This window comes from Pseudomonas sp. TH39(2020), from assembly GCF_016650715.1.
GTDB classification, from domain to species: Bacteria; Pseudomonadota; Gammaproteobacteria; order Pseudomonadales; family Pseudomonadaceae; genus Aquipseudomonas; species Aquipseudomonas mandelii_C.
Window position 1 is genome coordinate 2,373,266 of record NZ_JAEKFF010000006.1, and the last position, 21,796, is coordinate 2,395,061.

22 protein-coding genes and 1 other RNA gene are annotated in these 21,796 nt (G+C 59.4%); 13 read left to right on the plus strand and 10 right to left on the minus strand.

Features of this window, described 5'->3' with window-relative positions; genetic code table 11:
* Positions 1-11 precede the first annotated feature (11 nt).
* A complete protein-coding gene (locus JFU47_RS18550) occupies positions 12-488 on the minus strand; it encodes a sn-glycerol-3-phosphate transporter (RefSeq protein WP_170206232.1) in 477 nt (158 codons plus the stop codon).
* Positions 489-839: 351 nt separating this feature from the next.
* Between JFU47_RS18550 and JFU47_RS18555 the strand changes: the two genes are divergently transcribed.
* Entirely contained in the window at positions 840-1,508 is a 669-nt protein-coding gene (locus JFU47_RS18555) for a gamma-glutamylcyclotransferase (protein WP_129440131.1), read from the plus strand.
* Here the strand turns inward: JFU47_RS18555 and glpT are convergent.
* Together glpT and JFU47_RS18565 are read right to left on the minus strand one after the other, a co-directional pair.
* Positions 1,484-2,833 (minus strand): glycerol-3-phosphate transporter, encoded by a 1,350-nt coding sequence (gene glpT / locus JFU47_RS18560; RefSeq protein ID WP_201184778.1) that lies wholly within the window; start codon positions 2,831-2,833, stop codon positions 1,484-1,486. The two genes, JFU47_RS18555 and glpT, sit on opposite strands and share 25 nt — an antisense overlap.
* Positions 2,834-3,124: 291 nt before the next feature.
* Positions 3,125-4,102, minus strand: a complete 978-nt coding sequence (locus tag JFU47_RS18565) for an NADPH:quinone oxidoreductase family protein (RefSeq protein ID WP_008150352.1) — start codon at positions 4,100-4,102, stop codon at positions 3,125-3,127.
* Between the two features lie 150 nt (positions 4,103-4,252).
* On the opposite strand from JFU47_RS18565, the gene JFU47_RS18570 reads away from it, so the two are divergent.
* Positions 4,253-4,660 carry a flagellar basal body-associated protein FliL gene (locus JFU47_RS18570; RefSeq protein ID WP_074871839.1) on the plus strand — a complete coding sequence of 136 codons (408 nt, stop codon included), beginning with the start codon at positions 4,253-4,255 and terminating at the stop codon, positions 4,658-4,660.
* A 70-nt stretch (positions 4,661-4,730) separates the two neighbouring features.
* Here the strand turns inward: JFU47_RS18570 and JFU47_RS18575 are convergent, their stop codons facing one another.
* Positions 4,731-5,183 (minus strand): EVE domain-containing protein, encoded by a 453-nt coding sequence (locus tag JFU47_RS18575; protein WP_201184779.1) that lies wholly within the window; start codon positions 5,181-5,183, stop codon positions 4,731-4,733.
* Positions 5,184-5,384: 201 nt separating this feature from the next.
* On the opposite strand from JFU47_RS18575, the gene JFU47_RS18580 reads away from it, so the two are divergent.
* Positions 5,385-5,537 (plus strand): hypothetical protein, encoded by a 153-nt coding sequence (locus tag JFU47_RS18580; protein ID WP_140675320.1) that lies wholly within the window; start codon positions 5,385-5,387, stop codon positions 5,535-5,537.
* 34 nt (positions 5,538-5,571) lie between these two features.
* Here JFU47_RS18580 and JFU47_RS18585 read toward each other — a convergent pair whose 3' ends face one another.
* The 4 genes from JFU47_RS18585 to JFU47_RS18600 form a co-directional block, all read right to left on the minus strand.
* Positions 5,572-6,177: a 5-formyltetrahydrofolate cyclo-ligase gene (locus JFU47_RS18585; RefSeq protein WP_140675317.1), complete on the minus strand. Its 606-nt coding sequence runs from the start codon at positions 6,175-6,177 to the stop codon at positions 5,572-5,574.
* Positions 6,178-6,262: 85 nt separating this feature from the next.
* Positions 6,263-6,441, minus strand: a non-coding RNA gene (gene ssrS, locus JFU47_RS18590) — 6S RNA.
* A gap of 30 nt (positions 6,442-6,471) precedes the next feature.
* Positions 6,472-6,789: a cell division protein ZapA gene (locus tag JFU47_RS18595; protein ID WP_007942435.1), complete on the minus strand. Its 318-nt coding sequence runs from the start codon at positions 6,787-6,789 to the stop codon at positions 6,472-6,474.
* The gene (locus JFU47_RS18600) at positions 6,786-6,995 is read right to left on the minus strand and encodes a TIGR02449 family protein (RefSeq protein ID WP_007982902.1); all 210 of its coding nucleotides are present in this window, start codon (positions 6,993-6,995) and stop codon (positions 6,786-6,788) included. The genes JFU47_RS18595 and JFU47_RS18600 overlap by 4 nt, the downstream gene beginning before the upstream one ends.
* Positions 6,996-7,123: 128 nt before the next feature.
* Here JFU47_RS18600 and JFU47_RS18605 point away from each other — a divergent pair, with 128 nt between their 5' ends.
* The 9 genes from JFU47_RS18605 to gcvH all read left to right on the plus strand — a co-directional run bounded on the left by JFU47_RS18605 (position 7,124) and on the right by gcvH (position 16,611).
* Positions 7,124-7,684 carry a YecA/YgfB family protein gene (locus JFU47_RS18605; protein ID WP_102616160.1) on the plus strand — a complete coding sequence of 187 codons (561 nt, stop codon included), beginning with the start codon at positions 7,124-7,126 and terminating at the stop codon, positions 7,682-7,684.
* 27 nt (positions 7,685-7,711) lie between these two features.
* Positions 7,712-9,046 (plus strand): Xaa-Pro aminopeptidase, encoded by a 1,335-nt coding sequence (gene pepP / locus JFU47_RS18610; protein WP_140675315.1) that lies wholly within the window; start codon positions 7,712-7,714, stop codon positions 9,044-9,046.
* Positions 9,043-10,230: a 2-octaprenyl-6-methoxyphenyl hydroxylase gene (gene ubiH, locus JFU47_RS18615; protein ID WP_201184781.1), complete on the plus strand. Its 1,188-nt coding sequence runs from the start codon at positions 9,043-9,045 to the stop codon at positions 10,228-10,230. The genes pepP and ubiH overlap by 4 nt, the downstream gene beginning before the upstream one ends.
* Complete coding sequence (locus JFU47_RS18620) at positions 10,223-10,708, plus strand: DUF4442 domain-containing protein (RefSeq protein WP_201184782.1); 486 nt, start codon at positions 10,223-10,225, stop codon at positions 10,706-10,708. Before ubiH ends, JFU47_RS18620 begins: the two co-directional genes overlap by 8 nt.
* Before the next feature lie 9 nt (positions 10,709-10,717).
* A complete protein-coding gene (locus tag JFU47_RS18625) occupies positions 10,718-11,935 on the plus strand; it encodes a 2-octaprenyl-3-methyl-6-methoxy-1,4-benzoquinol hydroxylase (protein ID WP_201185272.1) in 1,218 nt (405 codons plus the stop codon).
* Positions 11,936-12,157: 222 nt separating this feature from the next.
* Complete coding sequence (locus JFU47_RS18630; protein WP_201184784.1) at positions 12,158-13,162, plus strand: extracellular solute-binding protein; 1,005 nt, start codon at positions 12,158-12,160, stop codon at positions 13,160-13,162.
* Between the two features lie 160 nt (positions 13,163-13,322).
* Entirely contained in the window at positions 13,323-14,939 is a 1,617-nt protein-coding gene (locus JFU47_RS18635; RefSeq protein WP_201184786.1) for an ABC transporter permease, read from the plus strand.
* A gap of 155 nt (positions 14,940-15,094) precedes the next feature.
* Positions 15,095-16,177, plus strand: coding sequence for a glycine cleavage system aminomethyltransferase GcvT (gene gcvT, locus JFU47_RS18640; RefSeq protein ID WP_201184788.1), 1,083 nt, complete (start codon positions 15,095-15,097; stop codon positions 16,175-16,177).
* A gap of 50 nt (positions 16,178-16,227) precedes the next feature.
* Entirely contained in the window at positions 16,228-16,611 is a 384-nt protein-coding gene (gcvH, locus tag JFU47_RS18645; protein ID WP_074871817.1) for a glycine cleavage system protein GcvH, read from the plus strand.
* A 114-nt stretch (positions 16,612-16,725) separates the two neighbouring features.
* Here the strand turns inward: gcvH and JFU47_RS18650 are convergent, their stop codons facing one another.
* Positions 16,726-17,865 carry a DegT/DnrJ/EryC1/StrS family aminotransferase gene (locus JFU47_RS18650; RefSeq protein ID WP_201184790.1) on the minus strand — a complete coding sequence of 380 codons (1,140 nt, stop codon included), beginning with the start codon at positions 17,863-17,865 and terminating at the stop codon, positions 16,726-16,728.
* Positions 17,866-18,020: 155 nt separating this feature from the next.
* Here JFU47_RS18650 and gcvP point away from each other — a divergent pair, with 155 nt between their 5' ends.
* Positions 18,021-20,894: an aminomethyl-transferring glycine dehydrogenase gene (gene gcvP, locus JFU47_RS18655; protein ID WP_201184792.1), complete on the plus strand. Its 2,874-nt coding sequence runs from the start codon at positions 18,021-18,023 to the stop codon at positions 20,892-20,894.
* 63 nt (positions 20,895-20,957) lie between these two features.
* Here gcvP and JFU47_RS18660 read toward each other — a convergent pair whose 3' ends face one another.
* On the minus strand, positions 20,958-21,623 hold the full coding sequence (locus tag JFU47_RS18660) for an outer membrane protein (protein WP_201184794.1): 666 nt from the start codon (positions 21,621-21,623) through the stop codon (positions 20,958-20,960).
* Positions 21,624-21,796 lie beyond the last annotated feature (173 nt).

A 21,796-nucleotide genomic window follows, 5' to 3' on the forward strand; every position in this document is an offset into this window, starting at 1 on the left:
GGCGAGCCGTTCTAGAAGCGCACCCCAGTCGTCACCATGACGGCATTGAAGCCGAGCAACACCAGCTCGGCTGCAACCGGTCCGTAGTGTGCACCGATTGAAGGAATGATCACCGGCGCGACGCCGAAGTGATTCAGGGGGATCTTGTCCTTGGACTTGCCGCTGTAACCTTGTAGCAAACCACCACTCAGTTTGATGTACACGGGATAGTCGGCGCTCTCGTAGCGTTTGCCCGCATACGCATAATATGAACGCTGGCTGAACGAGTTACGAAAAGTTGCACCGCCAAACAACCAGCCGGACGCTTGCTCACGCTCAAGGCCGATGAGGTCCTGATTGTTATTGTGATCGGAGTCGTCGGAGTAGTGTTTGGTGTAGACGCTGGCCTGCAAATACCAGGAGCCCGTGTCTTTCCCTGCGGTATCTTCTGCCAGCGAAAGCCGCGCCATGAGCACCAGAAGTAGTCCGTAAATCCATGGTTTTTTCATTGTTCAGGGCCTGTAAGGCAGTTTGGCTTGCGCCTGGGGTGGTCGTTATACGCAATACATACCGCAACGGGCAGATGGAAAAGCTGAAGGATGTGTAGGAAGTTTCTCCTAAGTGGTCTTTATCCTAGACGCGCGAATGCTTATGTATATTTCATTCTGGTATTTAAGAGTTTTTCTAAATGGTATTAGGGTATATGGGCAGGCCTTCAGCTTCGGCATTTGATTGCTTATGGCGGCTCCGGAAGGTTGACTGTCTCTTAGCACTTTTCGTTTTAGTATTACTGCTATATGTTCTATGACGTGAATGTTGCTTATATTTTGTAATGATTGCAGGGCCGAAATTTCATCGCCATGAGTGCCATTGAATCTGCTTTTTTGAATCTGGCTTACCCTCCGCGGCTCGATCTGGGGCCGCAGCTCACGCACGAACAATTGCTCAGCTCGATGCAGTCGACGATGGCGCGCCACAAGGGCGGGCCGGTGTGGCTGTTCGCTTACGGCTCGCTGATCTGGCGTCCCGAATGCGCAGCGGTGGAGCGAGTGCGTGGTCGTGTGCATGGCTACCATCGCGGTTTGTATTTATGGTCCCACGAACATCGCGGCACACCCGAAGTGCCTGGGCTGGTATTCGGCCTGGATCGCGGTGGTTCTTGCAGCGGCTTCGCCTATCGTTTGCCTGAAGAACAACTTGAAGCCTCTCTTTACGCACTTTGGCAGCGCGAAATGCCATTCCCGTCTTATCGCCCACACTGGCTCAACTGCCGTCTTGAAGACGGAAGTCAGGTTCAGGCGTTGGGGTTTGTATTGGAGCGGCATCTGCCCAGCTATGCGGGCAACTTGCCGGATCACGTGCTGAGCCACGTGTTCGAAAACGCTTGCGGGCGTTACGGCACTACTCGCGATTATGTCGAGCAGACCGCCCACGCCCTGCGTAGCCACGCCATGCCAGACCGGAATCTGGAGGCGCGGCTCAAGCGCTGCAAATCAAAGGCCGATCAGGCGATTGCTTCGCGGCTCTGACTGGCGACTTGTTTGTGCCGCAGCGTCGGGGCCAGGAAGGCCATCGCCAGTAAGCATGCGCCGATCAGCAGCACGAAACCGCCGTCCCAGCCGAAGTGGTCCACGGTGTAGCCCATCGCTGCACTGGCCGCGACCGAACCACCCAGATAACCGAACAGACCCGTGAAGCCCGCTGCCGTACCGGCGGCTTTCTTCGGTGCCAATTCCAGCGCTTGCAGGCCGATCAGCATCACCGGGCCGTAAATCAGGAAGCCGATCGAGACGAGCGCGATCATGTCGACTGTCGGGTTGCCGGCCGGGTTGAGCCAGTACACCAGGGTCGCCACGGTCACCAACGCCATGAATACCATGCCGGTCAGGCCACGGTTGCCACGGAAGATCTTATCCGACATCCAGCCGCACAGCAGCGTGCCCGGGATCCCGGCCCATTCGTAGAAGAAGTACGCCCACGAGGTTTTATCCACGTTGAAACCTTTGGCTTCTTTCAAATAGGTCGGTGCCCAGTCCAGTACGCCATAGCGCAGCAGGTAGACGAAGACGTTGGCCATGGCGATGTACCAGAGCATTTTGTTGCGCAGCACGTACTTGACGAAGATTTCCTTGGCGCTGAATTCGTCTTCGTGGCTGGCGTCGTAACCTTCGGGATAGTCGTTCTTGTACTTCTCGATCGGCGGCAGGCCGACCGATTGCGGAGTGTCGCGCATGGTCATGAAGGCAAACACCGCCACCGCCAGAGCGACCACTGCCGGTACGTAGAACGCAGCGTGCCAGTCATTGAACAAGCCCATGCCGAGCAAGAACAGCGGACCGATCAAACCGCCGCCGACGTTGTGCGCCACGTTCCACACGGACACCACGCCGCCGCGTTCCTTCTGCGACCACCAGTGCACCATGGTCCGGCCGCTCGGTGGCCAGCCCATGCCCTGAGCCCAGCCGTTGATGAAGAGCAGGATGAACATCATGGTGACGCTGGACGTAGCCCAGGGCGCGAAACCGAAAATGAACATCACCCCGGCCGAAACCAGCAGGCCGAAGGGCAGGAAGTAACGCGGGTTGGAGCGGTCGGACACCAGTCCCATGAGGAACTTCGACAGGCCGTAGGCAATCGCGATCGCCGACATCGCCAAACCCAGCTGACCACGGGTGTAACCCTCGTCGATCAGGTACGGCATGGCCAGGGAGAAGTTCTTGCGCAGCAGGTAATACCCCGCATAGCCAAAGAAAATCCCGGCGAAGATCTGCCAGCGAAGGCGTCGGTAGGTGCTGTCTATTTTTTCTTCAGGCAATGGAGCCTGATGTGCGGCAGGACGAAAGAAAGCAAACATTCAAAAGCTCCAGATTTCTTGTTTTGACTGCGGATGCGAATGTTACAGTTTCGTTACCGAAAATAGCACCGGTTCGCATTGGTCAAATAGCGGAAATGTTGGAGATTGCATGTTCTTTTATGAACATGTCGCTCAGGTATAACTGTAGGGCGTTGTAGGAAGCGTTACTTGCGGGTCTTCATGCCGCATTTCGCTCCAGGGTAGGACGAGGCTTTGGGAAATGTCCTTCGATTGGATGGGAAGTAAGCGGCCTGACAACTTGATTTTGAAGTCCAGACCGCTTTATTCGGCTCAGCGAACCTGAACCACCACTTTCCCAACCGCTTTGCGCTGGCCAAGATCATTGATCGCCTGCGCCGCATTGCTCAGTGGATACACCTGCGACACCAGCGGCTTCAACTTGCCCTCGGCAAACCAGCCAAACAATTGCTGGAAGTTCGCCGCGTTGTCTTGAGGCTGGCGCTGGGCAAACGAGCCCCAGAACACGCCGACCACCGCTGCGCCTTTGAGCAGCGCGAGGTTCACGGGGAGTTCGGGGATGCGTCCGCTGGCGAAGCCGACCACCAGCAGGCGGCCGTTCCACGCAATGGCGCGGATGGCCTGGTCGAACAGGTCGCCGCCCACCGGATCGTAGATCACGTCGGCGCCCTGGCCATCGGTCAGGCGCTTGATTTCGTCCTTGAGACTGGTTTCGCTGTAATTGATCAGCTCATCGGCGCCGGCAGCTTTGGCCACCGCGAGTTTTTCAGCGCTGCTGGCGGCGGCGATCACGCGGGCGCCCATGGCTTTGCCGATTTCCACGGCGGCCAGACCGACACCGCCGGAAGCACCGAGTACCAGCAAGGTTTCACCCGGTTGCAGGTTGCCCCGTTGCTTGAGCGCGTGCATCGAAGTGCCGTAAGTCATGCTGAACGCGGCGGCGGTGTTGAAGTCCATCGATGGCGGGATGGGCAGCACGTTGTAGCCCGGCACCGCGACCTGTTCGGCGAAACTGCCCCAGCCGGTCAGCGCCATGACCCGGTCGCCGACCTTGAGGTGGCTGACCTTTTCGCCTACTTCGCTGACCACGCCAGCCGCTTCGCCACCCGGGGAAAACGGGAAGGGTGGCTTGAACTGATATTTGCCCTCGATGATCAGCGTGTCCGGGAAATTCACCCCGGCGGCGTGCACGTCCAGCAGGATTTCATTCTTCTTCGCGACAGGACTGGCGACGTCTTCCAGCACCAGCGATTCGGCAGGGCCGAAGGCTTTGCACAGCACGGCTTTCATCAGGGCTATTCCTTTGGGAGTGATGGCCGATAAGTGTAGGTGTGTGAGTCGATGGGTCAACGAGCATGCCCGGCCCTGATAGTCAGCCATAAGCTTGTGCTTGAGCGGCGGGTCGTTATGCTAGGCCGCAAACCGGATAAGGAGCGAATTGTGAAAGCGTGGATCATGTTGTTGCTGGCCCTGTCTCTGCCTGTGGCAGCGATGGCCGAAGAAGCCAAAGAAGGTGCAGCTCCGAAGGTCAATTACATCACCCTGAGCCCGCCATTCGTGGGCAACTATGGGCTGGACGGGACGCCGAAGCTCAAGGTCTACAAGGCCGATGTGGCATTGCGAGTGACCGGTGATGAGGCGACCAAACTGGTGAAAGCCAATGAGCCGTTGATTCGTAATCAACTGGTGGCGTTGTTTGCCCAGCAGACCACTGAAGCGATGAACAACGTCGAGGCCAAGGAAAAGCTGCGTCAGGAAGCCCTGAAGCAGACCCAGCAAATCATGAGCGACGAAACCGGCAACCCGGTGGTTGAGGATCTGTTGTTCAACAACCTCATTATCCAATAAGTCCTTCACTGTCCGGGCGGGCCTGGGAGCGAGCCTGCTCGCGAAAGCATTCTTGCAGTCGCTGCATGGCTTAAGCCCGTAATGCAATCACCGCCGCCCATTGCTCGGCCGTCACCGGCATAACCGACAGTCGCGAACCTTTCTGCACCAGCGGCATCTCGGCCAGCGCTGTTTGTTGTTTCAGGTAATCGAGTTTCAGGACTTTCGTGAACGTTTCGACGTGGGCCACATCGATCGCGCTCCAGGCGTTTTTCTCTGCCGTGGCTTTCGGATCGAAGTAATGACTCTCCGGCTCCAGCGCCGTCGGGTCCGGATACGCGGCTTCGACAATCTTTCCGATCCCGGCGATCCCCGGTTCGGGGCAGCTGGAGTGGTAGAAGAAAAACTCGTCGCCCACGGCCATGGCCCGCAGAAAATTACGCGCCTGGTAGTTGCGAACCCCGTCCCAGCGCGCTTTGCCAAGCGTCTCCAGGCCCTTGATCGAGAGCTCGTCGGGCTCGGATTTCATCAGCCAATAAGCCATGGTTTTTGCTCCTTGCGAAGTGGGTGGGCAAGTTGTCAGGGAATTTTATGACAAACCGACGGTCGGTTGACGCCAGCGTTTGCGTGTCGGTTCACGTTGTCGCAAAATGCCGGCCTTCTAAGCTTGACGCTGCTGCACGGCCTACACCTACAACGGAAACCGCTGCTGTCATCGTGTTGATGTGCCTTTGGGGGGCAATCGATGAAACGCAAACCGGATTTACTATGGATTTTGGTTATTTTGTTCGGCCTCGGCGTCGTGACCACCGGCTATGCCCAAAGCCTGTGGAGCAACAAGACAGACGCTCCGATCGAAATCGCGCAGCAACAACAGCCGTCGGCCTTCAGACGCTGAAACTGTCTTCGGACGCCGCTGATTCCAGTGGCGTCTAGCCGGCGAAATACCGCGCCTTGTCTGTCACCGTTCCCTGTAACGGCACATCCCAGCTCGCTTGAGCCAATCGCTCGACCTTCTGACATTCATGGGCCAGGCCCAATAGCGTCGGCTTGCGCCAGTTTTTACGGCGTGCCAGGTACGCCAGGCTTCGATCATAGAAACCACCGCCCATGCCCAGGCGTCCGCCGACATCGTCAAACCCCACCAATGGCAACAACACCAGATCAAGCGCCCAGACTTTGCGTTGCCGGGCGAGGTTGTGCCGGGGTTCGAGAATACGAAAGCGGTTGGGTTTCAGTTTTTCGCCGGGGCGAATTCGCTGGAACACCATTTTGGTTCGCGGCCAGGCGCTGAGCACCGGCAGATAAGTCGCCTTGCCCCGACGTTGAGCGGCACGCAGCAAAACACGCGGATCGATTTCACCGTCGGTGGGCAGATACAGGGAGATGTGTTTTGCGCGGCGAAACAGCGGCTGCTGGGCCAATTGCTTGTACAGCCCGCGAGCGGCCTGGCGTTGCTGACTGGGAGTCAGTGCGCGGCGGGCCTTGCGCAGCATGCGTCGAAGTTGCGGGCGGGGCAGCAGCGCAGGTTCGGTCATGGATTCGGCTTCGGCAGTACGAGTACGTAAAGCGTACCCGTAAAAAAGCCGATGCCGGTATTTAAACCGGCATCGGACTGGAATCAGGCTCCCCGGATGAACCGCTGCTGACTTAGCCCTTGAACCCGAAAGTTCAAGGTGGAAGATGCAGTAGGCTTTAAGGCTTTCCGTCTAGCGGACATGCACACCAGCCCAACGTGCAACTTCCAGGGTAGTGCGAATCGGCTCAGGGACGTGGTCAACTGGCAAGCACCCCAGGGAGTGATGCGAGTATACCCCAAGCGGTTTCGCGTTTCAGCCCTTGGTGACGTCCGGATCGGTTGCGAGCACCAGATCGACGCGATCCAGCAGGTCGCGAACCTGCTCGCGGGTCGAGCCGCTGGCCTGTACATCCGGGCGTTCTTCCTTGTGCAGGAGATCGTGGGTGATGTTCAGGGCGGCCATCACGGCGATGCGATCGGCGCCGATGACTTTGCCGCTGCTGCGGATTTCGCGCATCTTGCCGTCCAGGTAACGGGCGGCGCTCACCAGATTGCTGCGCTCTTCCTGCGGGCAGATGATCGAATACTCTTTATCGAGGATCTGCACGGTAACGCTATTGCTTGAACTCATGAGTCTTGCTCCAGGGCCTTGAGGCGCGAAATCATTGATTCGACCTTACGCCGGGCGATTTCGTTCTTTTCAATGAGGTGAGCGCGTTCCTCGCGCCAGGTCTTTTCCTGAGCTAATAGGAGTCCGTTTTGACTCTTTAGTTGCTCGACGCGGGTAATTAGCAGTTCGAGTCTGGCCATCAGCGCTTGCAGGTCGGTGTCTTCCATTGTGTCCACTGAAATTGTGCTTGATGAGTGGTAGCTGGCGGACAGCCTTTAATAGTCTTGGCGAGTCTGTCGATGTAGGATACAAGGCCTTCATTCTAGACATAGCGCCGTCTGGCGCCTAGCTGCCCATGCCCATTCAGAATTCCCCGTACCAAGCCTTCGCCAAACTGCTGACTTCCAGCGGTCATAATGTCTCGCCTGCCGAACTGCATGGCCTGTTGCTCGGCCGCAGCTGCGCCGGTGCCGGTTTCGATGCCGAAGGCTGGCTGGTCGATGCCGCCGAGCTGCTCGAAAGCGAGCCGCAGGATAATGTCCGCAACGCCTTGATCGGCTTGCAGGAGATGGTCAAGGGCGAGCTCACCGGCGACGACGTGACCGTCGTTCTGCTGCTGCCGACCGATGACGAACCACTGGCCGACCGCGCCGCCGCACTGGGCCAATGGTGCCAGGGTTTCCTCAGCGGTTTTGGCCTGAACTGCCGTGACAGCAGCATGCTGAGCACCGAGGCCACCGAAGTACTTCAGGACCTGGCAGCTATTTCACAGGTGCAAGACGCCCTGGAAGAGTCCGACGACGGCGAAAGCGATTACATGGAAGTGATGGAGTACCTGCGCGTCGCGCCGCTGCTGCTGTTCACCGAAAACAAAAAGCCGGACGCGCCGGCTGCCGCCAAACCGTCGTTGCATTAATCGCGCGCCAGGGAAAGCCATCTGCCCATGATTCATATCCCGAAATCGGAATACAGCCGTCGCCGCAAGGCCCTGATGGCGCAGATGGAACCCAACAGCATCGCCATCCTGCCCGCCGCCGCCGTTGCGATCCGCAACCGCGACGTCGAGCACGTCTACCGTCAGGACAGCGACTTCCAGTACCTCAGCGGTTTTCCAGAGCCTCAGGCGGTCATCGTTTTGATGCCTGGACGTTTACATGGCGAATACATACTGTTCTGCCGTGAACGCAATGCCGAGCGAGAGTTGTGGGACGGCCTGCGCGCCGGGCAGGAAGGCGCGATTCGCGACTTTGGCGCCGACGACGCCTTCCCCATCACCGACATCGACGACATCCTGCCGGGCCTGATCGAAGGTCGTGACCGGGTGTATTCGGCCATGGGCAGCAACCCGGAATTCGACCGGCACCTGATGGACTGGATCAACGTGATCCGCTCTAAAGCGCACCTCGGCGCCCAGCCGCCGAACGAATTCGTTGCCCTGGATCATCTGCTTCACGACATGCGCCTGTATAAATCGGCGGCAGAAGTGAAAGTGATGCGCGAAGCCGCACGGATTTCCGCACAGGCACACATCCGCGCGATGCAGGCCAGTCGTGTGGGGCTGCATGAGTTCAGCCTCGAAGCCGAGCTCGATTACGAATTCCGCAAAGGCGGGGCGAAAATGCCGGCCTACGGTTCGATCGTCGCCGCTGGGCGCAACAGCTGCATCCTGCATTACCAGCAGAATGACGCGGTGCTCAAGGACGGCGATCTGGTACTGATCGATGCCGGTTGCGAAATCGACTGCTACGCCAGCGACATCACCCGCACCTGGCCGGTCAATGGCAAGTATTCAGCGGAACAGAAGGCAATCTACGAGCTGGTGCTGGCGTCGCAAGAAGCCGCGTTTGCCGAAATCGCCCCGGACAAACACTGGAATCAGGCCCACGAGGCCACGGTCCGGGTGATTACCGCCGGTCTGGTGAAGTTGGGCCTGTTGCAGGGCGACGTCGACGAGTTGATCGCCAGCGAAGCCTATAAAGCGTTCTACATGCACCGCGCCGGCCACTGGCTGGGCATGGATGTGCATGATGTCGGCGAATACAAGGTCGGCGGCGAATGGCGTGTGCTGGAAGTCGGCATGGCGCTGACCGTGGAACCGGGCATCTACATTGCCCCGGGCAACCAGAACGTAGCGAAGAAATGGCGCGGCATTGGCGTGCGCATCGAGGACGACGTAGTGGTCACCAAAACCGGCTGTGAAATCCTGACCAAAGGCGTACCGAAAACGGTCGCCGAGATCGAGGCCTTGATGGCCGCCGCGCGGACACAAGCGGCATGAGTCGAGTCAATCTGGCAATCATCGGTGGTGGTCTGGTCGGCGCCAGCCTGGCGTTGGCACTGCAGGCCGGGGCCAAGGCTCGCGGCTGGAAGATCGTGCTGATCGAACCGTTTGCCCCCGGCGACACCTATCAACCGAGCTACGACGCCCGTTCTTCGGCGTTGTCCTACGGCGCCAAGCAGATTTATCAACGCTTGGGCGTGTGGCAGGAAATCTCCCGCCGCGCCGAGCCGATCAAACAGATTCATGTCTCCGACCGTGGACGCTTCTCCACCGCGCGATTGTCGGCGATGGAAGAGGGCGTTCCGGCGCTGGGTTATGTGGTGGAAAACGCCTGGCTCGGCCAATGCCTCTGGCAAGGTCTGGACAAGGACGTGATCAGCTGGCGTTGCCCGGCGGAAGTCACGCGCATGGAGCCGCTGACCGATGGCTATCGCCTGACCCTCAACGACGAAACCACTCTGGAATGCGATCTTGCGGTGCTGGCGGATGGCGGCCGTTCCGGCCTGCGCGAGCAACTGGGGATCGGCATCAAAAAGCGCCCGTATAACCAGAGCGCGTTGATTGCCAACATCACCCCGAGTGAAGCGCACAACGGCATGGCCTTCGAGCGTTTCACCGATGACGGGCCGATGGCCTTGTTGCCATTGCCGGAAAACCGCTGCGCACTGGTCTGGACTCGATTGGGCATGGACGCGCAACGGCTGGCGGCCCTTGATGAAAAGAGCTTCCTCAGTGAGTTGCAAGGCGTGTTCGGTTATCGCCTCGGCACTTTGAAGCAGGTTGGTGCGCGGCACTTGTACCCGCTGACATTGATCGAGGCTGAAGAGCAGGTGCGTCCGCACCTGGCGATTCTCGGCAATGCTGCCCACAGCCTGCACCCGATTGCCGGGCAAGGTTTCAACCTGTCTTTGCGTGATGCTCAAGCGCTGGCCAATGCGTTGCTGGCCAGCGAAACATCTCCCGGAAACTTTGCGACCTTGCAGGCCTACCGCGAGCGTCAGCGTCTGGATCAGAACCTGACCGTGGGTTTCTCCGATCAGGTCACCCGTTTGTTCGGCAGCACTCAACCATTGGTTTCCCTGGGCCGCAACATCGGTCTGCTCGGGCTGGACCTGTTGCCGCCGGCCAAACGCTGGTTCGCCCGGCAGGCTATGGGTTTGGGAACGCGTCCCGATGCTTAAGTGGCTGACCAACACGTTTGGCAAAGCGCGGTTGATGTGTTGGGTGATGAACTACTACCCACCGTACCTCGGCGCCGGGGTCCGAGTGAGATACATCAGTGATGATTTCCGTGACATCCGGGTGTCCATGGGCTTGGGCTGGTACAACCGAAATTACGTCGGCACCCAGTTTGGTGGCAGCCTGTACTCGATGGTTGATCCGTTCTACATGCTGATGCTGCTGGAAAACCTCGGACCGAAATACATCGTCTGGGACAAAGCCGCCGACATCGATTTCATTGCGCCGGGCAAAGGCCCGGTCTTCGCCAGCTTCAGAATCGACGATACCTTGCTCGACGAAATCCGTCGGCAGACAGCGGATGGCGAAAAGTACCTGCCGCAATTGCAGGTCGATATTCATGACGGCGCCGGCACTTTGGTGGCGCGGGTCGGAAAAACCCTTTACGTGCGGCTCAAGCCGCAAGCGAGACAGGCTTAAAGCATGGAAATGCGCGCAGATCTGCTGATTGTCGGGGCCGGAATGGTCGGCAGCGCCCTGGCGCTGGCGTTGCAGGACAGCGGGCTGGAAGTCCTGCTGCTGGACGGCAGCCCCCTGAGCGTCAAACCCTTCGATGCTCAGGCTTCGTTCGAGCCGCGAGTGAGCGCCTTATCGGCTGCCAGCCAGCGGATTCTTGAACGTCTGGGCGTCTGGGACGGCATCGCCAATCGGCGCAGCAGCCCCTACACCGACATGCAGGTTTGGGACGGCAGCGGCACCGGGCAAATCCATTTTTCGGCAGCCAGTGTGCATGCCGACGTGCTGGGGCATATCGTCGAGAACCGTGTGGTTCAGGACGCCTTGCTCGACCGCTTGCACGACTGCGATCTCGGAATGTTGGCCAACGCGCGCCTGGAACAAATGCGTCGTTCCGGCGATGACTGGCTGCTGACCCTGGCTGATGGCCGCACCTTGCGCGCACCTTTGGTGATCGCAGCGGATGGCGCCAATTCCGCCGTTCGGCGTCTGACCGGCATGGCGACGCGCGAGTGGGACTACATGCACCACGCGATTGTCACCAGCGTGCGCAGCACCAAACCTCATCAACTGACCGCGTGGCAGCGCTTCACCGACAACGGTCCGCTGGCGTTTTTGCCGCTGGAGCGTGACGGTCAGCAGGATTGGTGTTCGATCGTCTGGTCGACCACCCCGAGCGAAGCCGAAGGCCTGATGGCGCTGGATGACGAGGGTTTCTGCAAAGAGCTGGAGCGGGCCTTCGAAGGCCGACTCGGTAAGGTGCTCAGCGCCGATCCGCGTCTGTGCGTACCGCTGCGGCAGCGTCATGCCAAGCGTTATGTGGCTGAAGGTTTGGCGTTGATCGGTGATGCGGCGCACACCATTCACCCATTGGCCGGGCAGGGCGTGAACCTTGGTTTTCTCGATGCCGCCGTGCTGGCCGAAGTGCTGTTGCAAGCGGCCACGCGTGGCGAGCGTCTGGCTGATGTGAAAGTGCTCAGCCGTTACGAACGTCGGCGCATGCCCCACAACCTGGCGTTGATGGCGGCGATGGAGGGCTTCGAGCGCCTGTTCCAGGCTGATCCGTTGCCGATTCGCTGGTTGCGCAATGCCGGGTTAAAGATGGTCGACCAAATGCCCGAAGCCAAGGCGCTGTTCGTGCGTGAGGCGCTGGGGTTGACCGGGGATCTGCCGGCACTTGCCAAGGCCTGAGATTTTCGCTGAGGCGATGGCCCCTTCGCGAGCAGGCTCACTCCCACATTTTGAAATGCATTCCAAGTGTGGGAGCGGGCTTGCTCGCGAAGGCGGCGGTACATCCACCATCAATTTCAGGCTGCGCAACATCTGGTAACGCCTCCGCGAACTGTTCGATTGAGAAGCGAAATGTGAGTCCATATCATTTGGCTTCAATTTTTCAATCGAGAGATCGCTCCCATGTTGGTACCGAAGCGTCTACTGACCGCGCTCGCCCTGACCCTGATGGGTAGCACTGCTGCCCAGGCCGCTGACGAGGTGGTGGTTTACTCCTCGCGTATCGACGAGCTGATCAAACCGGTCTTCGATGCCTACACCGCGAAAACCAGCGTGCAGGTGAAGTTCATCACCGACAAGGAAGCGCCGCTGATGCAGCGGATCAAGGCCGAGGGCGAGAACGCCACCGCGGATCTGCTGCTGACCGTCGATGCCGGCAATCTCTGGCAGGCCGAGCAAATGGGCATCCTGCAACCGTTCACCTCCAAGGTGATCGACGCCAACATCCCGCTGCAATACCGCTCTTCCGCCCATGCCTGGACTGGCCTGAGTCTGCGGGCGCGGACCATCGCTTACTCCACCGATCGGGTGAAACCCGGTGAGTTGACCACCTACGAAGGTCTGGCCGACAAGAACTGGGAAGGCCGCCTGTGCCTGCGCACGTCGAAGAAGGTCTACAACCAGTCCCTGACCGCCACCATGATCGAAGTCCATGGCGCCGACAAAACCGAGAAGATTCTCAAGGGCTGGGTGAATAACCTGTCCACCGACGTGTTCTCGGATGACATCGCGGTGCTGGAGGCCATCAACGCGGGTCAATGCGACGTCGGGATCGTCAACACGTACTACTACGGTCGTCTGCACAAGCAGAAGCCTGACCTGGCGGTGAAGCTGTTCTGGCCGAACCAGGGCGACCGTGGCGTGCACGTGAACCTGTCGGGCATCGGCCTGACCAAACACGCCCCGCACCCGGAAGCGGCCAAGGCCCTGGTGGAATGGATGACCACACCGGAAGCGCAGAAGATCTTTGCTGACGTGAACCAGGAATTCCCGGCCAACCCTGCGGTTCAGCCTTCTGCAGAAGTGGCGAGCTGGGGCAAGTTTGTGGCTGATACCTTGCCTGTGGAAATTGCCGGCAAGCGTCAGGCTGAAGCGATTCGGATGATGGATCGGGCGGGTTGGAACTGAGTCCACCGTTATACTTCGCGCCTTTGCGACCCTGATCGTTCCCACGCTCTGCGTGGGAATGCATCCACCGACGCTCCGCGTCGAAGCGTGACGCAGAGCGTCACAAGATGGGTGCCCACGCAGAGCGTGGGCACAATCAAATATTTTCTAGAGAATCTCCTTGGCCCACCCCGCCCAACGCCGCTGGTATCCCCTGGTCTTCGCCATCGCTGCGCTGGTCCTGCTGCCACTTAGCGTTTTGCTGTTGTCATGGCAAACCATCGATCATCAGATCTGGTCCCACCTCTGGGATACCCAGATGCCGCGCCTGCTGGGCAATACCCTGACCCTGGTGCTCGGCGTCGGTATCGGCGTGACGCTCTTGGGCGTGAGTCTCGCCTGGCTCACCAGCCTCTGCGAATTTCCCGGTCGGCGTTGGCTGGACTGGGCCCTGATGCTGCCATTCGCCATTCCCGCCTACGTGCTGGCATTTGTCTTCGTCGGCCTGTTGGATTTTGCCGGCCCCGTGCAAACCCTGTTGCGCGAATGGTTCGGCTCGGGCTTGAGGTTGCCGCGCGTGCGCTCCACTGGCGGCGTGATTCTGGTCCTGGTGCTGGTCTTCTATCCCTACGTTTACCTGTTGGCGCGAACCGCGTTCCTGGCTCAGGGCAAAGGCTTGATGGAAGCGGCGCGAGTCCTGGGGCAATCTCCATGGCAGGCGTTCTGGCGAGTCGCGTTGCCCATGGCGCGCCCGGCCATCGGTGCTGGCGTGGCGCTGGCGTTGATGGAAACGCTGGCGGATTTCGGTGCGGTGTCGGTGTTCAACTTCGACACGTTCACAACCGCGATCTACAAGACCTGGTACGGGTTCTTCAGCCTCTCCACCGCCGCGCAACTGGCCAGCCTGTTGCTGTTGGTGGTGATGATCGTGCTGTACGGCGAGCGCCGTGCTCGCGGGGCCAACCGGACGAGTAACGAACGACCACGGGTCAAGGCGCTGTATCACCTGCATGGTTTCAAGGCGCTGGCGGCCATGAGTTGGTGCGGTCTGGTGTTCGCCTGCGCTTTCGTCATTCCAGTGCTTCAACTGGTGGCGTGGTTCTGGCAACGCGGGCGCTTCGACCTGGATGAGCGTTACGCGGGGCTGATCGTCCATACGTTGTACCTGGGCGGCATGGCGGCGCTGATCACCGTCAGTGTTGCTTTAGTGCTGGCGTTTGCCCGGCGTCTGGCCCCGACCCGAGCGATCCGCACCGGCATCAGCCTGGCCAACCTCGGCTACGCCTTGCCGGGTTCGGTGCTGGCGGTGTCGATCATGCTGGCCTTCAGTTACCTGGATCGCGAACTGGTGATCCCGTTGTCGGGTTGGCTGGGGGGCGCCGGCAAGCCATTGCTGCTGGGCAGCCTGTCGGCGTTGTTGCTGGCCTACCTGGTGCGTTTCATCGCGGTGGCTTATGGGCCGCTGGAAAGTAGTCTGGCGCGAATACGGCCATCTTTGCCCGAAGCGGCACGTAGCCTGGGCGTCAGTGGGCCACGACTGTTTTTCAAAGTGTATCTGCCGTTATTGCTGCCAGGAACGTTGAGCGCTGCGTTGCTGGTGTTCGTCGATGTGCTCAAGGAAATGCCCGCGACCCTTCTGATGCGCCCGTTTGGCTGGGATACGCTGGCGGTGCGGATCTTCGAAATGACCAGCGAAGGCGAGTGGGCGAGGGCCTCTTTGCCGGCCTTGACTCTGGTTTTGGTCGGCCTGCTACCGGTCATCGGATTGATTCGACGTTCGGCGCATCGAAACGCCTAGGTGCCAGTCCTACACCTTGAGGCTACAATGCGCGGCATTCGGTGCGGTCCGTCCTACGGATCAGGTCGCTGAAATCGGCTGCAAGCCTTCTATTTCAAGGCTTACAGCCGTGCAGCACCGGCCCGCATCTTCGCCACGCCCGGAAGGAGAAACCCATGGGACAGCGCACGCCTCTGTATGACCTTCATCTCGCCCTCGGCGCGAAGATGGTCGATTTTGGCGGTTGGGATATGCCTTTGCATTACGGCTCGCAGGTCGAGGAACACCATCAGGTGCGTCGCGATTGCGGGGTTTTCGATGTATCCCACATGACCGTAATTGATGTCAGTGGCCTTCAGGCCAAGGCCTGGCTCCAGCATTTGCTGGCCAATGACGTCGAACGTCTGCACAGCCCTGGCCGTGCCTTGTACAGCACCATGCTCAACGAGCGCGGCGGCATCGTCGACGACATGATCGTCTACCGTCTCGAGGATGGTTATCGGCTGGTGGTCAACGCCTCCACCCGCAATCAGGACCTCGCCTGGATGCAGGCCCATATCGACGGTTTCGATGTGCAGCTCAATGAGCGCTCCGAGTTGGCGATGCTGGCCATTCAAGGTCCTCAGGCCCGGCACAAAATCTCCGAACTGGTGACCCAGTCCCGCGGCAACCTGATTCAGATGCTCAAACCCTTCGAAGGCCAGCCTGATGGTGACTGGTTCATCGCACGCACGGGTTACACCGGCGAAGATGGCCTGGAAATCGTTCTGCCAGCCAATCAAGCGCCAGGATTCTTTAACGATCTGGTGGGCGCGGGGATCTCGCCGATCGGCCTTGGGGCGCGCGATACTCTGCGGGTCGAAGCCGGTATGAACCTCTACGGTCAGGACATTCATCAAGACGTTTCACCACTGGCCTCCAACATGGCCTGGAGCATTGCCTGGGAACCGGCCACTCGCCAGTTCATCGGTCGCAGCGCTCTGGAAGCCGAGCGGGCGGGTGGCGTGCAGCACAAACTGGTCGGTCTGGTCCTTGAAGAGCGTGGGGTTTTGCGCGCTCATCAAGTGGTCCGCATCGCCAATGTTGGCGAAGGGGAGATCACCAGTGGTAGTTTCTCTCCTACGCTTAGCAAGTCGATAGCACTGGCGCGCGTGCCGATGGCAACAGCCGACCGCGCAGAAGTGGAAATCCGTGGCAAGTGGTACCCGGTCCGAGTGGTCAAACCGACCTTCGTACGCCATGGCAAAACCTTGATCTAACCTTTTTTGGCGGGCAACGACCGCTGACAATTCTCTTGAGGACACAGAACATGAGCGATATTCCTGCCGACCTGCGTTTTGCCGAAAGTCACGAGTGGGCCCGTCTCGAAGCCGATGGCAGCGTCACCGTGGGCATCAGCGATCACGCTCAGGAAGCCTTGGGCGACGTGGTGTTCGTTGAGCTGACCGAAGTCGGAACAGTCTTCGCTGCCGGTGATCAATCCGGTGTGGTGGAGTCGGTTAAAGCCGCTTCGGACATCTACTCCCCGGTTGCCGGTGAAGTGATTGCCATCAACGAAGAACTGAGCGCTAACCCTGAGTTGCTCAACTCCGACCCGTACGGTGCCTGGATCTTCAAGCTCAAGCCAAGCAACGCTGGCGATCTGGACAAGCTGCTGGATGCCGCCGGTTACAAGGCTGCCATCGGCGAATAATCGTCGCCTTGCGAAATCTATGTGGGAGCGAGCCTGCTCGCGAAAGCGGTGTGTCAGCAAACAGTTATGCCAACTGACACTCCCACTTCGCGAGCAGGCTCGCTCCCACAGGGTCTATGGATTTAGTACGGACTTCACCGCTGCCACCGACCGCTCGACATCCGCTTTAGTCATGGCGGTGAACATCGGCAGCGAAACAATCAGGCGACCGACTCGTTCGGCCACCGGGAACATCCCTTCCTTGAACCCGCGCTCGCGATAAAGACTCAGCAGGTGAATCGGCGGGTAGTGATAGCCGATGCCGATACCTAACGCCTGCATCTGTTCCATGAAAGTAGCCCGTGCCGGTTGGCCATCCCTGCGCTCAGGCAGCACCAGCTGAAACAAATGCCAGTTGGTGTTCTCGAAATCCGCCGGGGGCAGTTGAGCCCCATACAACGTTTCGAAATCCTCGCCAAAACAAGCGAAATAGTGCCTGGCCAGCTCTCGACGATGAGCGGTGATCGCCTCGATATGAGCAAACTGCCCCAGACCAATGGTCGCTGCAACATCGGTCATGTTGAACTTACCGCCCAGCACATCGACATCCAGACCATCGAAGCCGCTACGGGTGACGCCCTGCAAACGGTACTTTTGCGCCAGTCGCACTTCCTCGTCATTGTTCAATACCAGGCAACCGCCCTCAGACGAGGTGACGTTCTTGTTCGCCTGGAAACTGAAGGACACGAAATCGCCGGTTGAGCCAATGCGTTGGCCGTTCCAGCTCGAGCCCAAGGCTTGCGCGGCGTCTTCGACAATCCGCAATCCGTGTTTTTTGGCGATCGCATACAACCGGCTCATGTCCACCGGCAAACCGGCGAGGTACACGGGAATGATCGCTTTGGTGCGCGGGGTGATTGCCGCTTCCAGCTGATCCAGGTCGATGTTGCGGGTGGTCGGGTCAATGTCGGCAAACACCGGCGTCGCGCCGACTTCCAGAATGACGTTGGCGGTGGCAACCCAGGAAATCGGCGTGGTGATCACTTCATCGCCCGGCCCGATACCGGCAATGCGTAAGGCGATTTCCATGGTGCAGGTGCCGGAATTGAAGGTGCGCACCGGGCGCCCGCCAAAATACTCAGAGAGTTGCGCTTCAAAGGCCTGGACCTTGGGGCCGCTGGTAATCCAGCCCGAGCGCAATACGTCACCCACAGCGGCAATCGTGGCTTCGTCGATGGTGGGTTTGGAAAACGGCAGAAATGGCAATTGGCTCATGAGCTGTAGAGACCCGATGGCGGACGTTAATGTTGGCGCCGAACATGATGATCCGGATTGGTCGACGGCGCCACGCCATCCGCTCGGGTATCGACTGCTATGCTGGTTTGACCGTGTTGCATCGACGTTGAGCGCCAGTCAAGAGAGAGCCCGTCATGTCCCAGTTGCCGTCCTTGAGCCAGTTACGCGACCCCAATGCCTTCCTTCGCCGCCACCTCGGGCCCGATGCCGCCGAGCAACAGGCGATGCTCGACAGCCTCGGCCTCGGCAGCCGGGTCGAGTTGATCGAGCAGACGGTGCCGCCGGGAATCCGCCTGAACAGGCCGCTCGACCTGCCGCCCGCCCTCGACGAAGAAGCCGCGCTGGCTAAACTGCGCGGTTACGCCGAGCAAAACCAGGTCTGGACCAGCCTGATCGGCATGGGCTACCACGGCACCCTCACGCCGACCGTCATTGTGCGCAACGTGCTGGAAAATCCCGGTTGGTACACCGCGTACACACCGTATCAACCAGAGATCGCCCAAGGGCGGCTCGAGGCGCTGCTGAACTTCCAGCAATTGACCATCGACCTCACGGGCCTGGAACTGGCCAACGCCTCGCTGCTGGACGAAGCCACGGCGGCGGCGGAAGCCATGGCACTGGCCAAGCGTGTCGCCAAGTCCAGAAGCAATCTGTTCTTCGTCGACAAAAACTGTCATCCGCAAACCATTTCCGTGGTGCAGACCCGAGCAGAAGGGTTCGGCTTCGAGCTGATCATCGACACTGTGGATAACTTGAAACAGCACCAGGTGTTCGGTGCGCTCCTGCAATATCCCGACACCCATGGCGAAATCCGCGATCTTCGTCCATTGATCGATCATCTGCATGCGCAGCAAGCCTTGGCGTGTGTCGCAACCGATCTGCTGAGTCTGCTGTTGCTGACGCCGCCGGGGGAGTTGGGCGCCGACGTGGTGTTCGGTTCATCCCAGCGTTTCGGCGTGCCCATGGGTTACGGCGGCCCTCACGCGGCGTTTTTTGCCAGTCGCGATGAATACAAACGGGCGATTCCCGGGCGGATCATCGGTGTGTCGAAGGACGCTCGCGGCAACGTCGCTTTGCGCATGGCCCTGCAAACCCGCGAGCAACATATCCGCCGGGAGAAAGCTAACTCGAACATTTGCACCGCTCAGGTGCTGCTGGCCAACATTGCCAGTTTCTATGCGGTCTACCACGGTCCGGAAGGGCTCAAACGCATTGCCCAACGCGTCCATCGGCTGACCAGCATCCTCGCCGCTGGCCTGGAGCGCCACGGCATCACCCGCCTCAACACACACTTTTTCGACACGCTGACGCTGGAAGTCGGTGGTACTCAGACCGCAATCATCGAAAGCGCCCAGGCTGCACAGATCAACTTGCGCATTCTCGGGCGTGGGCAGTTGGGGCTGAGCCTCGACGAAACCTCTGACGAATCCACCGTCGCGAAGTTGTTTGATGTGTTCCTCGGCTCTGATCATGGGCTTAACGTCGACGAACTGGACGCTGAAGCTCTTGCTTCCGGCATTCCCGCAGGTCTGCTGCGTACCTCGCCTTATCTGCGTCACCCGGTGTTCAGCGCCCATCACAGCGAAACCGAGATGCTGCGCTACCTCAAGCAACTGGAGAACAAGGACCTGGCGCTCAATCAATCGATGATCCCGCTGGGCTCCTGCACCATGAAGCTCAACGCCACCAGCGAGATGATCCCCATCACGTGGCCGCAGTTCGCCAACCTGCACCCGTTTGTGCCAAAAGAACAGGCGGTCGGTTATTCGCTGATGATCGAAGAACTGGAGCGCTGGCTCTGCGCGATTACCGGTTTCGACGCGATCTGCATGCAACCCAACTCCGGCGCCCAAGGCGAGTACGCCGGGTTGCTGGCGATCCGCAAATATCACGAGAGCCGCCATCAGGGCGCCCGGGATATTTGCCTGATCCCGTCCTCGGCCCACGGCACCAACCCGGCTTCGGCGCAGATGGCCGGGATGCGCGTGGTGATCGTCGAATGCGACGAGGCGGGCAACGTTGATCTGGATGACCTCAAAGGCAAAGCAGCCGAGGCGGGCGACAAACTCGCCTGCTTGATGGCGACGTATCCTTCTACCCACGGCGTATACGAGGAAGGCATCAGCGAAATCTGCGAAGTTATCCACAGCCACGGCGGCCAGGTGTACATGGATGGCGCCAACCTCAACGCCCAGGTCGGGCTGGCGCGTCCGGCGGACATAGGCGCCGACGTGTCCCACATGAACTTGCACAAGACCTTCTGCATTCCACATGGTGGCGGCGGGCCGGGCATGGGGCCGATTGGTGTGCGGGCGCATCTGGCGCCGTTCGTGGCCAATCACCCGGTGGTGCCGATTGACGGGCCACTGGCGCAAAACGGCGCAGTCAGTGCGGCGCCCTGGGGCAGTGCGAGCATCCTGCCGATCAGCTGGATGTACATCGCGATGATGGGACCGCAATTGGCGGATGCCAGTGAGGTGGCGATCCTCGCCGCGAATTACCTGGCGCAGCACTTGTCCGGTGCGTTTGCGGTGCTTTACACCGGGCGCAACGAGCGGGTGGCTCACGAATGCATTCTTGACCTGCGGCCACTCAAGGCGCTGACCGGGATCAGCGAGGAGGACGTCGCCAAGCGGCTGATGGACTATGGCTTCCATGCGCCGACCATGTCGTTTCCGGTGCCGGGGACGTTGATGGTTGAACCGACCGAAAGTGAATCGAAGGCAGAGCTGGACCGGTTTATCGGGGCGATGCTGAGTATCCGTGCGGAAATTACCGAGGTGCAGAACGGCAACTGGCCGGCCGATGACAACCCGCTGAAACGTTCACCGCATACCCTGGCGGATATCACCGGGGTTTGGGAGCGGCCCTACAGCATCGAGCAGGCGGTTACGCCGGATGCTCACACCAAGGCGCATAAGTACTGGCCTGTGGTGAACCGTGTCGATAACGTTTACGGCGACCGGAACCTGTTTTGCGCTTGCGTCCCGGTGGACGATTACCGCTGACAGGGTTTTGCAGCGGGCAAAAAAATGCCGCTCATGGAGAGCGGCATTTTTTTGAGTCATGAATCAGAACGACATCCGCGCTTCAACGTAAAGATTCTGCTCTTGTAGCTTGCCCTTTAGTTGTTCGTCCCGCGCATTGATGCGGTTGGCGAAGGTGTTATAGCCGGTTTCAACCTTACCCATGTCGACATAGCGGTAGCCGGTGCCGACGGTAATTTGCCGGGTCAGTTTGAGGTCTGCACCGACGCCCAGGTTGTAGGCGAAATTGTTTTGGGTATTGTTGGCAAATCGACGTGAAGGGTTGGACTGGTAACCTTCGGAATTGATATGGGCCACGCCTGCGCCGGCCATGGCGTACAGCGATAGGCTTTGGGTCAGGGGGAAGTCCTTATAGGCATTGAACATCAGGCGCTTGGATGAGACCTGCATGTTGTTAACGTTGGCGTTGAATGGCGCCCAGTAACTCTTGAACTCCGAGTCCTGCTTGATGGTGTACTCGCTTTCCAGACGCCAGCCACCTATGAACTCATAGCCGAGCGCAACGGAGCCGCCGACATCTTTGTTGCGTTCCGGACTGACGATACGGTTGTTCACCCTGGGACTTGTGAGCAGGGCGTCGGCAAGGTCTTGCTGGACGCTCTGGATTTTTATCGAGCCGTACAGGCCTTCGGCTTGGGAAACGTGACTGTAGGCGGCCAGCAGAAGTAAAGATAAGACTGGTTTTTTCATGTGAGTCGATTCGCTTGTGGGGGTAATCCGAATCGACAAAGTTTGAGTTCGTACGTCTGGCGCTCATATCAGAGCTTTCATCAGTAGGTCGGTGAAAACTCGACTGCATGTCAGCGTTTTGGCGTTAGCCTGCGTAGGAAATAGCTGTGCAATTTCTCTGGTTCAAAAAAAAT

Coding starts and splice junctions, on each gene's coding strand:
- JFU47_RS18550 (WP_170206232.1), bottom strand. CDS start 488: ATGAAAAAACCATGGATTTACGGACTACTTCTGGTGCTCATGGCGCGG.
- JFU47_RS18555 (WP_129440131.1), top strand. CDS start 840: ATGAGTGCCATTGAATCTGCTTTTTTGAATCTGGCTTACCCTCCGCGG.
- glpT (WP_201184778.1), bottom strand. CDS start 2,833: ATGTTTGCTTTCTTTCGTCCTGCCGCACATCAGGCTCCATTGCCTGAA.
- JFU47_RS18565 (WP_008150352.1), bottom strand. CDS start 4,102: ATGAAAGCCGTGCTGTGCAAAGCCTTCGGCCCTGCCGAATCGCTGGTG.
- JFU47_RS18575 (WP_201184779.1), bottom strand. CDS start 5,183: ATGGCTTATTGGCTGATGAAATCCGAGCCCGACGAGCTCTCGATCAAG.
- JFU47_RS18580 (WP_140675320.1), top strand. CDS start 5,385: ATGAAACGCAAACCGGATTTACTATGGATTTTGGTTATTTTGTTCGGC.
- JFU47_RS18585 (WP_140675317.1), bottom strand. CDS start 6,177: ATGACCGAACCTGCGCTGCTGCCCCGCCCGCAACTTCGACGCATGCTG.
- JFU47_RS18595 (WP_007942435.1), bottom strand. CDS start 6,789: ATGAGTTCAAGCAATAGCGTTACCGTGCAGATCCTCGATAAAGAGTAT.
- JFU47_RS18600 (WP_007982902.1), bottom strand. CDS start 6,995: ATGGAAGACACCGACCTGCAAGCGCTGATGGCCAGACTCGAACTGCTA.
- JFU47_RS18605 (WP_102616160.1), top strand. CDS start 7,124: ATGCCCATTCAGAATTCCCCGTACCAAGCCTTCGCCAAACTGCTGACT.
- pepP (WP_140675315.1), top strand. CDS start 7,712: ATGATTCATATCCCGAAATCGGAATACAGCCGTCGCCGCAAGGCCCTG.
- ubiH (WP_201184781.1), top strand. CDS start 9,043: ATGAGTCGAGTCAATCTGGCAATCATCGGTGGTGGTCTGGTCGGCGCC.
- JFU47_RS18620 (WP_201184782.1), top strand. CDS start 10,223: ATGCTTAAGTGGCTGACCAACACGTTTGGCAAAGCGCGGTTGATGTGT.
- JFU47_RS18625 (WP_201185272.1), top strand. CDS start 10,718: ATGCGCGCAGATCTGCTGATTGTCGGGGCCGGAATGGTCGGCAGCGCC.
- JFU47_RS18630 (WP_201184784.1), top strand. CDS start 12,158: ATGTTGGTACCGAAGCGTCTACTGACCGCGCTCGCCCTGACCCTGATG.
- gcvT (WP_201184788.1), top strand. CDS start 15,095: ATGGGACAGCGCACGCCTCTGTATGACCTTCATCTCGCCCTCGGCGCG.
- gcvH (WP_074871817.1), top strand. CDS start 16,228: ATGAGCGATATTCCTGCCGACCTGCGTTTTGCCGAAAGTCACGAGTGG.
- JFU47_RS18650 (WP_201184790.1), bottom strand. CDS start 17,865: ATGAGCCAATTGCCATTTCTGCCGTTTTCCAAACCCACCATCGACGAA.
- gcvP (WP_201184792.1), top strand. CDS start 18,021: ATGTCCCAGTTGCCGTCCTTGAGCCAGTTACGCGACCCCAATGCCTTC.
- JFU47_RS18660 (WP_201184794.1), bottom strand. CDS start 21,623: ATGAAAAAACCAGTCTTATCTTTACTTCTGCTGGCCGCCTACAGTCAC.